We start from the raw sequence: 14,126 nt of genomic DNA on the forward strand, positions 1-14,126 counted from the left end.
CGTAAAAGGAGTAGAGTTTTCGCCCTGAAATTTCCCCAAATAAATGGATGGAGTCTGAGATGAAAGTTGCAGTTTTAGGTGCAGCTGGCGGTATCGGCCAAGCACTATCATTACTTTTGAAAACCCAATTACCGGTTGGTTCTGAACTTGCGTTATACGACGTAGCGCCTGTTGTTCCTGGCGTTGCAGTTGACCTCAGCCACATCCCAACGGCTGTAAACGTTAAAGGCTACGGCAAAGACGATTTAGCTTCTGCGTTAGTGGGTAGCGACATCGTATTAATTCCAGCTGGCGTTCCACGTAAGCCAGGCATGGACCGTTCAGATTTGTTCAACATTAACGCAGGTATTGTTGCCAACTTGGTTGAAGCGATTGCCGACAACTGCCCGAACGCGTGCGTTGGTATTATCACCAACCCAGTGAACACCACCGTTGCTATCGCCAAGAAAGTGCTTGAGAAAAAAGGCGTATATAACAAGAACAAATTGTTCGGTGTGACCACGCTTGACGTCATTCGTGCGGAAACCTTCGTTGCCGAAGTACATGGTAAAAACCCAGCTGAAGTGAACGTGCCAGTGATTGGCGGCCACAGCGGCACGACTATTCTGCCATTGTTGTCACAAACTGGTTTGAGCTTCACTGACGAGCAAATTGAAGCGCTCACGAAGCGTATTCAGAACGCTGGTACTGAAGTTGTTGAAGCGAAAGCTGGCGGCGGCTCTGCAACCTTGTCTATGGGTCAAGCAGCAGCACGTTTCTGCTTGTCATTAGTGAAAGCGTTGCAAGGCGACAACAGCGTTGTTGAGTGCACTTACGTAGAAACTGAAGGTAAAGACGCATTGTTCTTCGCACACCCAGTACGTTTGGGCGCTAACGGCGTTGAAGAAATTTTGCCATATGGCGAATTAAGCGCTTACGAAGAAAAAGCTAAAGCAGACATGCTTGACGGCTTGAAAAACGACATTCAAATTGGCCTCGACTTTGTTAAATAACGAAGTTAAATAGTTAAACGATAAGTTGCTGATAGCAATGACTAAAAAGCAGAGCGTGCTCACCCCCTTGGTGATAAGCGCTCTGCTTTTGTCGTTTTATTACCTGCTCATGCCATGGCATGAAATGTTGCTGTTAGATTACCGAGCCGTTGCACAAGGCGCTTGGTGGCAGCCACTGAGCAGCCAATTTATGCACCATGATCAGCCTCACCTTTGGTACAACATTGCCGGGTTGTGGATGGGGTGGATGCTATTCCCCGATCAGTTCCGCCAGAACAAAGACTGGTGGCCGGTGCTGCCCATTGTGCTGGCGGTTAGTGCAGGCCAGTATTATTTGGCAACACCTAACGTCATTTATGCCGGTTTCTCGGGCACCTTGTATGGTTTGTTTGCTTGGGCAGCGCTCAAGGACAGTTTGCTGTTGCCGCAGTCCCCAAAACACTGGATAAGCGTTATTGTGCTGACCGGTATTCTACTCAAAACCATACTTGATTTTGTGCTGCCGGGGTTTGCCGAAGGCATTGCAATTTATGCCCATCTTAGTGGCGTGATCTGCGGCATGCTTCTGGTATTTTTAGGCTGTGCGCACGGTAAATTTAATGTATAATCTGGGACTTAATTTACCTGTTAAACTGAAGCTATGAAGTTATCAGAAATCAATGCCTTGATGGCCGCCGATATGAACGGTGTGAATCAGCTAATTGGTGCGGAATTACGCTCAGACGTTGCGCTGATTAACCAGCTCGGCTTATATATTGTGAATAGTGGCGGCAAGCGCTTGCGTCCGCTGTTGGCGGTCACCGCCGCTCGCGCTGTTGGCTACCAAGGCGCAGGGCACTTAACGCTCGCAACTATCATCGAATTTATTCATACCGCCACTTTGTTGCATGACGACGTGGTGGATGCTTCAGAATTGCGGCGCGGCAAAGAAACTGCAAACGCGGTGTTCGGCAATGAAGCCAGCGTATTGGTTGGTGACTTTTTGTATACCCGAGCGTTTCAGCTCATGGTCACGCTTGATTCCATGAAAGTGATGAAAATTCTAGCCGACGCCACCAATATTATCTCTGAAGGCGAAGTGTTGCAGCTAATGAACTGCAATGACCCAGATACCACCGAAGCCAGCTATTTTGACGTTATTTACGGTAAAACTGGCAAGCTGTTTGAAGCGGCAACCCAACTAGGGGCCGTATTAGCGGGCGAGTCGCAGGCCGTTGAAGATGCATTAGCTGCCTATGGTCGTCATTTAGGCACTGCTTTCCAGTTAGTTGACGATTTACTTGATTACACGGCTGACAGCGAAACTATGGGCAAGCAAGCCGGCGACGATTTAGCCGAAGGCAAGCCGACATTGCCATTGTTGTACGCCATGTGGAACGGTGATGAAGCTGAGCAAGCTATGATTCGCCAAGCCATAGAAAATGGCAACGGTCGCGATCAATTAAGCGCCGTGCTAACGGCCATGCAGCGCACCGGTGCATTAGACTACACGCGTGATCGCGCCTTGGCTGAAGCTAAGCTAGCGCAGCAGCAGCTGGAGCAATTGCCGCCGTCGCCGCATCGCGACGCGCTTCACGCGCTCGCCGACATCGCCGTCGACCGCATCGCGTAGCCCGGCGTTCTACGCCGGGACGTGGCATAGCCACGGTGATTTTCTAATTCAATGATGGTGCTGTCTTTCGGGCAATGATGATGCTGCGCATCACCCGGCGTCGAACGCCGGGCTACTGAACGGACTAACAGCGAAGCGTACGAATAACGAATAACGAATAACGCACTTTACTCGCGCAGCGAGTTCGCATATAATTCGCGCCCTGAATTTAATTCAAATAAGACCCCCTCGGGGAAAATCGGAGAAAGACATGTACGCAGTATTCCAAAGTGGCGGTAAGCAACACCGTGTAACTGAAGGCCAAATCGTCCGCCTGGAAAAGCTGGAAGCGGCCACTGGTGATGTGGTTGAGTTCGATCAAGTGTTAATGCTATCGAACGGTGACGACGTGAAAATCGGCGCACCTTTTGTTTCTGGTGGATCTATCAAGGCGGAAGTTATCAATCACGGTCGTGCAGACAAAGTGAACATTATCAAGTTCCGTCGTCGCAAGCACCACATGAAACGCCAAGGTCATCGTCAGTGGTTCACCGAAGTGAAAATCACTGGTATTAACGGTTAATTGAAGGAGTAACGACACATGGCACATAAAAAAGCCGCAGGTTCAACTCGTAACGGTCGTGACTCAGAAAGTAAACGTCTGGGTGTAAAGCGCTTCGGTGGTGAGTCAGTTTTGGCTGGTAGCATCATCGTTCGTCAACGTGGTACTAAGTTCCACGCTGGTGATAACGTCGGTATCGGCCGTGACCACACTTTGTTCGCGTTAGCGGACGGCAAAGTTTCTTTTGCGGAGAAAGGTCCTAAGAACCGCAAATACGTTAGCATCGTTACCGAATAATGGTAGCCCGGCGTTCCACGCCGGGAAGTAGCGCAGCTACGGTGAATGTCGCCGCAGCGAAAGCTACACAGCTAACAAAGAAGTATTGAAACCCCGTCCGAAGTGGCGGGGTTTTTTCATGTAAGCAGGTAGGTAATATCATGAAGTTTGTAGATGAAGTCGAAATTCGCGTAGAAGCAGGCGACGGCGGTAACGGCGTAGTCAGTTTTCGACGTGAAAAATATATCCCCAAAGGCGGTCCCGATGGCGGTGACGGTGGCGATGGCGGCGACGTTTATCTAGAAGCCGATGAAAACCTTAACACGCTTATCGATTATCGCTTTGAGCGTTTTCACCGTGCGCAGCGCGGCGAAAACGGTCATGGTAAAAATTGCACCGGCAAACGCGGCTCAGACTTAGTGCTGAAAGTACCCGTGGGCACCCGTGCAACCGACCAAGAAACCGGCGAAGTATTGGGCGATCTAACCCGTCACGGTTTACGCCGTATGGTTGCCAAAGGCGGCTTCCACGGCCTAGGTAACGCCCGCTTCAAAAGCTCAACTAACCGAGCGCCGCGCCAAAAAACCATGGGCACGCCAGGCGAAATTCGTAACCTGAAACTTGAGCTCATGCTGTTAGCCGATGTAGGCTTGCTTGGCATGCCAAATGCCGGTAAATCAACCTTTATTCGCTCGGTATCAGCGGCGAAGCCGAAAGTTGCAGACTATCCGTTTACCACCTTGGTACCAAACCTAGGTGTTGTGCGCCCAGTGCCACACGCCACCTTTGTTATTGCCGATATTCCAGGCCTTATTGAAGGCGCAGCGGAAGGTGCTGGTCTTGGTATTCGTTTCTTGAAGCACCTTGAGCGTTGCCGTTTATTATTGCATCTTGTTGATTTAGCACCGTATGATGAAACCGACCCAGCGGAGCAAGCGGTCAAAATTGTGCATGAGCTCGAAAAATATAGCCCAGAGCTTGCGAGTAAACCGCGCTGGTTGGTGGTCAATAAAGTTGACTTGTTAAGCGAAGAAGAAATTGTCGAAGGTATTGAGCGCGTGAAAGCGGCGCTTGATTGGGAAGGCCCGGTGTATCAAATTTCAGGCTTATCGCACATTAATACCGATGCACTTTGCAAAGATATTATTGAATACTTAGAAAAATTGCCAAAGCAAACGCCGGAAGAAATGGAAGCCGAAGCGAAAGCAAGCGTTGAGTTCAAGTGGGATGACTACCACAAAGAGCAGCTTGAGCAATTTGAAGACGACGATGATGATGACTTTGACGACGACGATGATGACTACGACGTCGAAGTGATCTACCAAAAGTAGCTCGGCGTTTTACGCCGAGTGATGCGCAGCATCGTGAATCGATAAAAGTGAGACATGAACCGTGACGTTGTCACGACCCGGCGTAAAACGCCGGGCTACGGGGGTGGGATGAAGATTGCATTGGTGGCAGCCATGGCTGCAAATCGAGTGATTGGAAAAGATGGCGACATGCCATGGCACCTGCCGGCCGAACTGCAACACTTCAAAAAAGTAACCCTAGGTAAGCCAGTCGTCATGGGGCGTGCAACCTATGAATCTATCGGTCGCCCGTTACCAGGCCGCACGAACATTGTTCTTAGCCGTCAGTATGAGCAGCCTTTTACCGATGACAAAGGCGTAATTTGGGTGAGTTCACCCGCGCAGGCCATTGACGCCGCTGGCGACATCGAGCAATTAATGGTCATTGGCGGTGGGCGCATTTACGCTGAATTTTTACCGCTTGCGGATTTTCTCTATCTAACTCAAATTAAGCTAGAAACCGCAGGCGATACTTTTTTTCCAGACTATCAATCGCATGCAACATGGCAGTTGTTAGAATCAGAGACACACCCAGCAAACGCTGAAAATCCCCATGAATTTGTAACAGAAATTTATCGCCGCGTGTAAGTTTTATTACAGGCCTTATCAACTGTAAATAAAACGTTAGATGGCTTGATTTCTTAACAATTTATTCCGTTGCGCCCTTTGAAAGCCCTAGCTAACATGAACTTGTAATCATAAAAAGTGAAGAAATCAAAATGTTGTTTTGGGGTAGCAAGGCCACCAGTGCACTTGCCATTGTATTTATCAGTTCTGTTTTAATGAGCTATCCAGCGCCTAGTCACGCACAGTACCGTGCGAATGGTGATGATTTGGCATTGCTGTTTTGTAGCTATGTACAAGCGAACGACTCCAAAGGATTTCGCAATGCCTTGCGAGATTTGCGTTTACGGTTACGTGATATATACCCTCGAGTTCGTTGTAATGGTTCTTCCATGATCCAATTTTCCGCAATCAGTAATGCTTACGATATCGGTCGCTTTATTGCACACAGCGTTCTTATTGATGATTTGTATAGTTCAGGAGATATTGCTTGGGTGAAAGATCTCGAAGCGACACACCCCATTGCGGAAGTCGTTCGGGCACGCAGCCAAGCAGCTCGCACTGAACGCTAACCATCACAATCTTTTACAGTTTCTTACTTTCTATTCCTCACGGCCAAAGTTACACTAGGTTATCTTGTTACAACTGGATAACAATTCATGAGAAATAAAAGGTTCATAGCCGCTGCGTTAGTTTCGATGCTTGCTTTTACCGCTAGCGCACAAACCAATGAGCAGTCTGCGCAGCCAAGTGCACCCTTAGAAGCGTGTTACTTGAGCAATATAAGTGAACAGGTATTATGCGGCCAGCTAAGCGTTCCGGAAAATTATGACCAACCACAAGGTCGGCAAATCGCTATTAATTACGCGGTGCTACCGGCTGTTAATGAAAACAAAAAGCCAGACCCATTACTAATTCTAGCTGGAGGGCCAGGCCAAGCCGCCACCGAGCTAGCAGCTATGATCAATCGTATGTTCAGCGATGTACGCAAGCAGCGCGATATTTTGCTGATTGACCAGCGTGGTACTGGCCAGTCCAATCCATTAAGTTGCGAAGTCAGCCATGTTGATGAGCTGATAAAAGCCGACGAAGACGTTGCGCTTGATCGCATGGCAGGCGAATGTTTAGCGCGCTACACCGAAGAAGACTTAACGCAATACCATACTGTAAATGCAATTAAAGACTTTGAAGCCGTTCGTGAACATTTGGGCTATGCCCAAGTAAATTTGTACGGCGGCTCGTATGGCAGTCGCGCTGGCTTGGTTTATATGCGTGAAGCGCCGCAGTCTGTGCGCTCTGCAACATTAGACGCCGTGGCACCGCCTGAGGTTGTGGTTGGGCCCTTTGGTGCGCATGGCGCGCAATCATTTGATTTGCTGGTGGAACGCTGTGCAGCCTCGCAGAAATGCAATGAAACCTTCCCCAATTTAAAGCAAACCTATTTGCAGACGTTGAAGAACCTCGAAGATAAACCAGTACCCTTGCAAGTTAATGACCCATTAACCAATGAACCAACCGATATTTTAATTACCGCGGGGCGATTTACGTCAGTAATGCGCGTGGGGTTGTACCATCCCACCACACGACAAATGCTACCCTACGTTATTCAACAAACGAACACCGGCAACTATACGCCTTTGGTGGGTTTAATGGGCAGCATCATGAGCCAATCGGAAATGTACATGGGCTTAACGCTGTCAGTGTTGTGCAGTGAAGACCTGCCACGCGCGACAGACGCTCTATTGCGAGCCGATGCAGACAATGACTTTATTGGCAGCCGTACCGCTGATGCATTTATTGACATGTGTTCGGTGTGGCCGCAAGCACTGCGCCCAGAAGCTTGGTTCGAACCTGTGTACAGCGATATACCGGCATTATTATTGTCGGGGCGCTATGATCCGGTTACCCCGCCAACTTGGGGTGCATTAGCGGCACAAACTTTAAGTAACAGCCGTCATCTAATTGCACCGCAAGGTTCGCACACCATTGCAGGACATACCTGCGCCAATAAATTAGTGGGTGAGTTTATCGAAACACTTGAGCTAGAAGCGCTTGACGATAGTTGCTTGCAACAGCAAAAGCCTGCGCCGTTCGTGTTAAATGCAAACGGCAAAGGGCTGTAGGGGGCGCAATGATTGAAGTAAAAGAATTACGCAAACAATTCGGTAAGGTCACCGCATTAGATGGCTTATCTTTTTCTGCTCCCGAGGGGCAAATTACCGGCTTGTTGGGCCCCAATGGTGCTGGTAAAACAACGTGTTTGCGCACCATTTATGGCTTGTTAAAACCAGATAGCGGGCAGGCTTTCATAGATGGCATAGACGCTGGTCAGCAGCCGCTTGAGGCACGTCGCAATATTGGTATATTCCCAGATAAATTCGGCTTGTATGAGCGTTTAACCGCGCGCGAACAGGTTGCTTATTTTGCTGCCTTGCATGGTTTAGCGGGCGAAGCTGGCGACCAAGCAACAGAAGCCGCGCTGCAGCGCCTTGATATGCTTGAAATTGCTGACCGCCGGGCTACTGGTTTTTCACAAGGGCAACGTATGAAAGTCGCCTTAGCACAGGCCATTGTGCATCGTCCAAAGCACCTTATTTTGGACGAGCCCAGTCGCGGCCTAGACGTAATGAGTACCCGTATTCTGCGTGACTTGTTGCGTGAGCTGCGTGCGCAAGGCACCAGTATTTTATTCTCAAGCCACGTGATGCAAGAAGTTGCCGCGCTGTGTGACCAGGTTGTCGTTGTCGCGAAGGGGAAAGTAGCAGCGCAAGGCACCACCGAGGAGCTATGCGAGCTAACAGGCGAAAGTGCACTAGAAGAAGCCTTTGTGAAAATCATTGGTACCGATGAGGGTATTGCGGCATGACGAATCCGGTAAAAATTGTTTGGCGCAAAGAATTAAAAGATGCCATTCGTGACAAACGTTCGGTTATGGCGGCAATGTCTTACGCATTTTTTGGTCCGTTACTTATGGCTGTCGCGTTTTATGTCATGATTAGCCAGCTAACAGACCCAAGCGATGTCGAAATTGACATTCAAGGTGCAGAACATGCGCCCGCACTTATTGAACATTTAAATAGCAACGGCATTGTTCAACGCGAAAAGGCGTGGGCCGCAGGGCAGCAGCCTATTACTCTAGAGGTTGATGAAAGCTGGGCAGAAGATTTAGCCATGGCTATGCCTGCGAAAGTAACTTTAACCGCTGACTTCAGTGCGACGAAACAACGCGGCGATATCAATCGCATCGAACGTGCCATAGAGTCGTACGCTAACCAAATTGCTTATATACGCCTACAAATGCGTGGGTTAGATCCGCGTGTCGTAAGACCAATTGACATGGTTAAGCATGACACCGCAACCAAGGGCTCGCGAGCGGCTATTTTAATGGGCAGCGTGCTCATTTTTATCCTGCTATCTGTGTTCTTTTCAGGTATGAACGTGGCCATTGATATCAGTGCTGGCGAACGTGAGCGAAACTCGTTAGAGCTGTTGCTATCACAGCCACTAAATGCGCATCAGCTGGTGTTAGGTAAAGCATTAGCCGCCAGTAGTTTTGCTATTTTTGGCGGCGTATTAAGCGTGATTCTTATTCCGATCATTTTCCGCTTTTTACCACTGCACAATATCGGCATTAGTTTGTCGCTTGACTGGACCATGATGGTATTAATTGTGCTTATGCTGGTGCCGCTAGCGTTGTTCGCAACCGCGCTGCAGCTATTTGTTAGTTTCCGTGCAAAAAGCTTTAAAGAAGCGCAAACTTATATCTCGTTCTTACTTATGCTGCCTATGCTGGCGGTATTTGGGGTTGAGTTCGCGCGTTTGAAGAACCCAGTGCTTTATTACCTGCCGCTAACTGGCCAGCATCAAGCGCTGCTCGACATTATTAAAGGCGAAAGCTTGCAGTGGCTGCCAATGGGTATTAGCGCACTTGCCACCTTGTTAGTCAGCTGGCTGCTGATCCGTTTCATCGGCCGCATGCTCGCCAGCGAAAAAGTCGTGTTTGGGCTGTAGCCCGGCGTTTAACGCCGGGTGGTGCGCAGCACCGTTATCGCCCGCTGCTACGGAGAAGTCCGTCAACGCCGGGTGGTGCGCAGCACCGTTATCGCCCGCTGCTACGGAGAAGTCCGTCAACGCAGGGTGGTGCGCAGCACCGTTATCGCCCGCTGCTACGGAGGAGTCCGTCAACGCCGGGCTACGTAGCTCACTACGTAGTACAGCCACTGGCCTAGGCGGCGCAGCTGAGGTAGCGGAAATTTGGGTAGCGGCGACTGATAAAAAGGTAGGGCGGGCATGGTTTCGCCCATCGCCAACTGGGCAACCCGTTGGCCCGCCAGCTGCGTAAAAGTCACCCCAGCACCGCAATACCCCATCGTGGTATAAACACCCTCAGCAGGGCTATAAATTCGCGGGTAATCATCTAACGCAACTGAGACCCATCCACTCCAACTGTAGTCAGGTGCCTGCTGGCTTAAACGTTTTAGTGCCGGAAAGGTTGCCGCCATGGCCTGCAACAAATGCCGCACATAGCGCGGGTGCTCGGCGTCGCGGCCACGAATAGCGCCACGTCCACCGAATAGCAAACGGCCGTCAGGTAGCAATCGAAAGTAGTATTTTAACGCCCGCGTATCCATCACTAGCTCATGGGGCTTAAGCCGAATAGCCGCGCGCTCTTCAATGCTCAAAGGACGCGTCACCACAACACTGGATAACACCGGCAACGAACGACCATGAATACTTGGGTGAAAATGGTTCGGTGTATAGCCATTGGTAGCCACAATGATTTTGGGCGCACGAATTGTACCTTTATTGGTATGCAGCACATGCAAACCGCTTGGCTCAGTTTGCCAAGTACTCACTGCGGCATTCTCAACCAAAGTTGCGCCGGCAGCCGCCGCTTGACGCGCTACGCTGGCGAGCAATAATAACGGGTTCAGCCCAAAACTTTGGGGAAAGTGAATGGCCGCATGCGCCTGCGGCGAATTCACCCGGGTGCGAATTTGCTCACGGTTCAGCCACTGTGTGTTAGGTTCGTAGTCGCAAAGCGCCTGATACTGGCTTTGTAATTCACCAATAGCACGCTCATTGTGCGCAATTTTTACGTAACCACCCCGTTGCACTTGCAACTGCTGTGGGCAGGCCGCCAAGTGGCGCTCTAACCGCGCAAAAGCAAGTTGATACTCTGCCTGAATACCCTGCGCTACAGCTTCGCCACAGCGCTTCTTCCATGCCGCATAACCAAGCCGACCTGTGCCTGGCATGGCAAAGCCAGCATTACGAGTTGAACAGCCCCAACCAAGCTGATTAGCTTCAACCAAAACCACCCGTTGTTGATAATTTTCAGCTAATTCTAAAGCCGCGTTTAGCCCCGAATAGCCACCCCCAATCACGACAATATCGGCCGTTTCAGGCAATTGCTCTGTGGTTGCGGGAAAATCTACTTGGGTGTGCTGATGCCAATAGCTGGCCGCGTGAGGTTGTTGAGAGGGTATGCTGTTGCTTTCAAGCGGATCGTACATACCCTAAAGGCTACCTGTTAAATGGCAGAATCATTTCGCCGGCAGTGCAATAACAAACACCGTCACAAACCGGGCAATGGTAGCCCTCGTTGACAGATAAGTCGTACCAACGCTTGTTGTGCTCTTGAATAAGCTCCCCACCGCAGCGGGTGAAATATTCAAATGCTGCATTTTTGGGGCTTTGCATCCAAATATGAGCAAGCCCAGCGGTGCAGCCTAGTTTTTTCGCTTCGTTAATTGAACGCTGCAATAAACCACGGCCAATGCCGCCGCCACGCACGTTTGGGTCTACCGCCACACATTTGAAATAGCAAATTTGCTCAGCCGGCACCGACCATTGCGACGGGCTACAGTGGTCATCAATGTCCCAATTGCCCGGAGCAAACGTTAGCCGAATACCGGCCAACTTACCGTCGGCATATGCCAGCCAATTCAAATTAATGTCGCCCACCACGCCACGTTGATGATAATCGGCAAGCGACTCGGGCGTTAGGTAGTTATCGCCATGCACGCGATTACCAAGCTCAATCACTTCGTCGTATTCAGCTGTTGTCAGTTGTTTATACGTAATCATAAAGGGCAACTTCGTTGTTCGTTATTCGTATGCTTCGCTGTTCGTACGCTTCGCTATTCGTGCGCTTCGCTATTCGAACAGTGCGAGGCACGGACAAACAGTGAGCGCAGCGAACGCACGAACAACGAATAACGCTTTTGCTTTTAGTAGCGATAGTCGTCAGACTTGAATGGGCCTTCAACCGCAACATGAATATAATCCGCTTGCTGCTGCGTCAGCTTCGTCATCACGCCACCAAAACCCTGCACCATATAGCGTGCAACTTCTTCATCAAGCTGCTTCGGTAATACTTCAACGCGCAGTTTCGCAGCTTTTTCGGCAGCCGGCAAGTCAGCGAATTTCTCGTCAAACAAGTGCATTTGCGCCAGAACCTGGTTCGCAAATGAACCATCCATAACCCGGCTTGGGTGGCCTGTTGCGTTACCTAAGTTGACCAAACGGCCTTCAGATAACAACAACAAATAGTCGTTGTCGTCGTCGCTGCGGTAAATTTTGTGAACCTGTGGCTTCACTTCGTCCCAACGCCAGTTATCGCGCATAAATTTGGTGTCAATTTCGTTATCGAAGTGACCAATGTTACACACAACCGCGGTTGCTTTTAACGCAGCCAGCATGTGGCGATCACAGACGTTCACGTTGCCGGTTGTGGTGACAATCAGATCAATGTTTTGTAACAAGTCGCGATTGATGCCCTCAGCTGAGTTAGTGTTTACACCGTTCACAAACGGCGACACTACTTCGTAGCCATCCATGCAGGCCTGCATGGCACAAATTGGGTCAATTTCAGTCACTTTAACAATCATGCCTTCTTGGCGTAAGCTTGCTGCAGAGCCTTTACCTACGTCGCCGTAGCCAATTACTAAGGCTTTTTTACCAGCCAACAAATGGTCAGTGGCGCGCTTAATGGCGTCATTTAGTGAGTGACGGCAACCATATTTGTTGTCGTTTTTCGACTTGGTGACTGAGTCGTTGACGTTAATAGCAGGCACGCGCAAGGTACCGTGCTTCAACATTTCTAGCAAACGGTGCACACCCGTGGTGGTTTCTTCGGTAATGCCGTGTACTTTGTCCAGCATTTGAGGGTATTTGTCATGAATGAGCAGGGTTAAGTCACCGCCGTCATCCAAAATCATGTTGGCATCCCACAACTCACCGTCTTTGTGGCAAGTTTGCTCTAAACACCATTCGTACTCTTCTTCAGTTTCGCCTTTCCAAGCAAATACTGGAATACCGGCTGCAGCCATAGCCGCTGCAGCGTGGTCTTGCGTCGAGAAAATATTGCACGATGACCAACGTACTTCAGCGCCAAGCTCAACGAGCGTTTCAATAAGCACGGCGGTTTGAATGGTCATGTGAATACAACCAATAATACGCGCACCGGCCAATGGCTTGGTGTCAGCGTATTTGCGGCGAATGGTCATCAAGGCCGGCATTTCAGATTCGGCAATGGAGATTTCTTTGCGGCCCCAAGCGGCCAAGTTAATATCTGCGACTTTATAATCTTGCATAAATACCTCTTAAGAGCGTTATTCGTTATTCGTTCGCTTCGCTGTTCGTCCGCTACGCTATTCGAAGAGCGCGAAGCGCGGACGAACAGTGAGCACAGCGAACGTACAAATAACGAACAACGATTCTAATTGAATTCTGGGGTGTGCTGCAGGCGAATAAGCAACTGCTGCTGACGATCTAAACTCAAACGTGGGCCAAAATTCGACACCACTTCTGCCGCTGCATGGCTGGCCAGCAAACCACAGGCCGCCAACGAATAACTGCGCGTTAAACCAAACATCATGGCGCCGGCAAACATGTCGCCTGCACCGTTGGTGTCCACAGCTTTTACCGGTACGCCAGGCACTGTGACTAAACGCTCGCCATCACCCAATAAAGCGCCGTTTTTGCCTAAGGTAATAGCGACCAAGTCGGCGTGCTTCTGTAACAGCTGCATGGCTTCTTGTACGTCATCGCTGCCGGTTAAGATCCGTGCTTCTTCTTCGTTACAGAACATAACGTCTACGCCGCCATCAAGAATTTCATCAATGCCGTCGCGGAAATATTTGACCATGGCAGGGTCAGAGCAGGTCATGGCAATTTTGGTACCGTTAGCGCGCGCAACCTCCTTGGCGCGGGCAATGGCTTGGCGCGCAATAGGTGAGGTGACCAAGTAACCTTCAATGTATAAGTATTGGGCGCGGGCAATGGCTTCTTCATCAAGCTCATCGGTTGACAAGTCGGCGGTAATACCTAAGTAGGTGCGCATGGTGCGCTCGGCATCTGGGGTTACCATCACTAAACAGCGACCGGTTTTGCCTTCGTGCTTTTTGCTACCGGTATTGGTGGTAATGCCAATACTTTCGAGGTCTTCGCAATAGAACTCGCCGGCTTGGTCGTCAGCCACCTTGCAACAATAAAAAGCCTTGCCGCCAAACTGTGCGAAGCCAACTAAAGAGTTCGCTGCGGAGCCACCGCCTGATTGTTTTTTCAGTTCACCACGTTGGGCAAGTAGCTGAATCAAGCGCTCTTGGTCGGCGTCTTCAATGAGCGTCATCATGCCTTTTTCAATTTGGTGCTGCTGCAAAAATTCGTCCGTGACTTCAAATTCCTGGTCGACGAGTGCGTTGCCGATGCCAACGATATCAATAGGTTCCATGCCTGTCTCGATTAAGGTTCTGGTTAGCTAGTTAAAACTAGGTTTTTAAAACAAA

The 14,126-nt window shown here is 49.9% G+C and carries 16 protein-coding genes; 11 read left to right on the top strand and 5 right to left on the bottom strand.

Annotated features, from left to right (window positions below; translation table 11 throughout):
* Positions 1 to 59: 59 nt before the first annotated feature.
* The 11 genes from mdh to BM334_RS01610 all read left to right on the top strand — a co-directional run bounded on the left by mdh (position 60) and on the right by BM334_RS01610 (position 9,345).
* Positions 60 to 992 carry a malate dehydrogenase gene (gene mdh / locus BM334_RS01560; RefSeq protein WP_092836961.1) on the top strand — a complete coding sequence of 311 codons (933 nt, stop codon included), beginning with the start codon at positions 60 to 62 and terminating at the stop codon, positions 990 to 992.
* Positions 993 to 1,029: 37 nt separating this feature from the next.
* Entirely contained in the window at positions 1,030 to 1,599 is a 570-nt protein-coding gene (gene rrtA, locus BM334_RS01565) for a rhombosortase (RefSeq protein ID WP_092836965.1), read from the top strand.
* Between the two features lie 33 nt (positions 1,600 to 1,632).
* Positions 1,633 to 2,604 carry an octaprenyl diphosphate synthase gene (gene ispB / locus BM334_RS01570; RefSeq protein ID WP_092836968.1) on the top strand — a complete coding sequence of 324 codons (972 nt, stop codon included), beginning with the start codon at positions 1,633 to 1,635 and terminating at the stop codon, positions 2,602 to 2,604.
* A 250-nt stretch (positions 2,605 to 2,854) separates the two neighbouring features.
* The gene (gene rplU, locus BM334_RS01575; RefSeq protein ID WP_055439239.1) at positions 2,855 to 3,166 is read left to right on the top strand and encodes a 50S ribosomal protein L21; all 312 of its coding nucleotides are present in this window, start codon (positions 2,855 to 2,857) and stop codon (positions 3,164 to 3,166) included.
* A gap of 18 nt (positions 3,167 to 3,184) precedes the next feature.
* Entirely contained in the window at positions 3,185 to 3,442 is a 258-nt protein-coding gene (rpmA, locus tag BM334_RS01580; protein ID WP_055439238.1) for a 50S ribosomal protein L27, read from the top strand.
* Positions 3,443 to 3,582: 140 nt separating this feature from the next.
* A complete protein-coding gene (gene cgtA / locus BM334_RS01585; protein WP_092836971.1) occupies positions 3,583 to 4,752 on the top strand; it encodes an Obg family GTPase CgtA in 1,170 nt (389 codons plus the stop codon).
* Between the two features lie 108 nt (positions 4,753 to 4,860).
* Entirely contained in the window at positions 4,861 to 5,358 is a 498-nt protein-coding gene (gene folA, locus BM334_RS01590) for a type 3 dihydrofolate reductase (protein WP_092839185.1), read from the top strand.
* 131 nt (positions 5,359 to 5,489) lie between these two features.
* Positions 5,490 to 5,906 carry a DUF3718 domain-containing protein gene (locus BM334_RS01595; protein ID WP_092836974.1) on the top strand — a complete coding sequence of 139 codons (417 nt, stop codon included), beginning with the start codon at positions 5,490 to 5,492 and terminating at the stop codon, positions 5,904 to 5,906.
* Positions 5,907 to 5,993: 87 nt separating this feature from the next.
* A complete protein-coding gene (locus BM334_RS01600; protein WP_092836977.1) occupies positions 5,994 to 7,457 on the top strand; it encodes an alpha/beta hydrolase in 1,464 nt (487 codons plus the stop codon).
* An 8-nt stretch (positions 7,458 to 7,465) separates the two neighbouring features.
* Positions 7,466 to 8,200 (top strand): ABC transporter ATP-binding protein, encoded by a 735-nt coding sequence (locus BM334_RS01605; protein WP_092836980.1) that lies wholly within the window; start codon positions 7,466 to 7,468, stop codon positions 8,198 to 8,200.
* The gene (locus tag BM334_RS01610) at positions 8,197 to 9,345 is read left to right on the top strand and encodes an ABC transporter permease (RefSeq protein WP_092836984.1); all 1,149 of its coding nucleotides are present in this window, start codon (positions 8,197 to 8,199) and stop codon (positions 9,343 to 9,345) included. The genes BM334_RS01605 and BM334_RS01610 overlap by 4 nt, the downstream gene beginning before the upstream one ends.
* Here BM334_RS01610 and BM334_RS12610 read toward each other — a convergent pair.
* The 5 genes from BM334_RS12610 to BM334_RS01630 all read right to left on the bottom strand — a co-directional run bounded on the left by BM334_RS12610 (position 9,274) and on the right by BM334_RS01630 (position 14,071).
* Complete coding sequence (locus tag BM334_RS12610; RefSeq protein WP_177214993.1) at positions 9,274 to 9,519, bottom strand: hypothetical protein; 246 nt, start codon at positions 9,517 to 9,519, stop codon at positions 9,274 to 9,276. The genes BM334_RS01610 and BM334_RS12610 overlap by 72 nt on opposite strands.
* The gene (locus BM334_RS01615) at positions 9,516 to 10,850 is read right to left on the bottom strand and encodes an NAD(P)/FAD-dependent oxidoreductase (protein ID WP_092836987.1); all 1,335 of its coding nucleotides are present in this window, start codon (positions 10,848 to 10,850) and stop codon (positions 9,516 to 9,518) included. Before BM334_RS01615 ends, BM334_RS12610 begins: the two co-directional genes overlap by 4 nt.
* A 10-nt stretch (positions 10,851 to 10,860) precedes the next feature.
* Positions 10,861 to 11,424 carry a GNAT family N-acetyltransferase gene (locus tag BM334_RS01620; RefSeq protein ID WP_092836990.1) on the bottom strand — a complete coding sequence of 188 codons (564 nt, stop codon included), beginning with the start codon at positions 11,422 to 11,424 and terminating at the stop codon, positions 10,861 to 10,863.
* A gap of 143 nt (positions 11,425 to 11,567) precedes the next feature.
* Positions 11,568 to 12,932, bottom strand: coding sequence for an adenosylhomocysteinase (gene ahcY / locus BM334_RS01625; RefSeq protein WP_092836993.1), 1,365 nt, complete (start codon positions 12,930 to 12,932; stop codon positions 11,568 to 11,570).
* 125 nt (positions 12,933 to 13,057) lie between these two features.
* On the bottom strand, positions 13,058 to 14,071 hold the full coding sequence (locus tag BM334_RS01630; protein ID WP_092836996.1) for an adenosine kinase: 1,014 nt from the start codon (positions 14,069 to 14,071) through the stop codon (positions 13,058 to 13,060).
* Positions 14,072 to 14,126: the final 55 nt, after the last annotated feature.

It is taken from the genome of Pseudidiomarina donghaiensis (assembly GCF_900116895.1).
Classification (GTDB): domain Bacteria; phylum Pseudomonadota; class Gammaproteobacteria; order Enterobacterales; family Alteromonadaceae; genus Pseudidiomarina; species Pseudidiomarina donghaiensis.

What these genes read in the sequence shown, in the direction of transcription:
- rpmA (WP_055439238.1), top strand. Translation starts at nt 3,185, where the DNA reads ATGGCACATAAAAAAGCCGCAGGTTCAACTCGTAACGGTCGTGACTCA.
- mdh (WP_092836961.1), top strand. Translation starts at nt 60, where the DNA reads ATGAAAGTTGCAGTTTTAGGTGCAGCTGGCGGTATCGGCCAAGCACTA.
- folA (WP_092839185.1), top strand. Translation starts at nt 4,861, where the DNA reads ATGAAGATTGCATTGGTGGCAGCCATGGCTGCAAATCGAGTGATTGGA.
- BM334_RS01620 (WP_092836990.1), bottom strand. Translation starts at nt 11,424, where the DNA reads ATGATTACGTATAAACAACTGACAACAGCTGAATACGACGAAGTGATT.
- rplU (WP_055439239.1), top strand. Translation starts at nt 2,855, where the DNA reads ATGTACGCAGTATTCCAAAGTGGCGGTAAGCAACACCGTGTAACTGAA.
- BM334_RS01610 (WP_092836984.1), top strand. Translation starts at nt 8,197, where the DNA reads ATGACGAATCCGGTAAAAATTGTTTGGCGCAAAGAATTAAAAGATGCC.
- BM334_RS01605 (WP_092836980.1), top strand. Translation starts at nt 7,466, where the DNA reads ATGATTGAAGTAAAAGAATTACGCAAACAATTCGGTAAGGTCACCGCA.
- rrtA (WP_092836965.1), top strand. Translation starts at nt 1,030, where the DNA reads ATGACTAAAAAGCAGAGCGTGCTCACCCCCTTGGTGATAAGCGCTCTG.
- BM334_RS01595 (WP_092836974.1), top strand. Translation starts at nt 5,490, where the DNA reads ATGTTGTTTTGGGGTAGCAAGGCCACCAGTGCACTTGCCATTGTATTT.
- BM334_RS01630 (WP_092836996.1), bottom strand. Translation starts at nt 14,071, where the DNA reads ATGGAACCTATTGATATCGTTGGCATCGGCAACGCACTCGTCGACCAG.
- cgtA (WP_092836971.1), top strand. Translation starts at nt 3,583, where the DNA reads ATGAAGTTTGTAGATGAAGTCGAAATTCGCGTAGAAGCAGGCGACGGC.
- ahcY (WP_092836993.1), bottom strand. Translation starts at nt 12,932, where the DNA reads ATGCAAGATTATAAAGTCGCAGATATTAACTTGGCCGCTTGGGGCCGC.
- ispB (WP_092836968.1), top strand. Translation starts at nt 1,633, where the DNA reads ATGAAGTTATCAGAAATCAATGCCTTGATGGCCGCCGATATGAACGGT.
- BM334_RS01615 (WP_092836987.1), bottom strand. Translation starts at nt 10,850, where the DNA reads ATGTACGATCCGCTTGAAAGCAACAGCATACCCTCTCAACAACCTCAC.
- BM334_RS01600 (WP_092836977.1), top strand. Translation starts at nt 5,994, where the DNA reads ATGAGAAATAAAAGGTTCATAGCCGCTGCGTTAGTTTCGATGCTTGCT.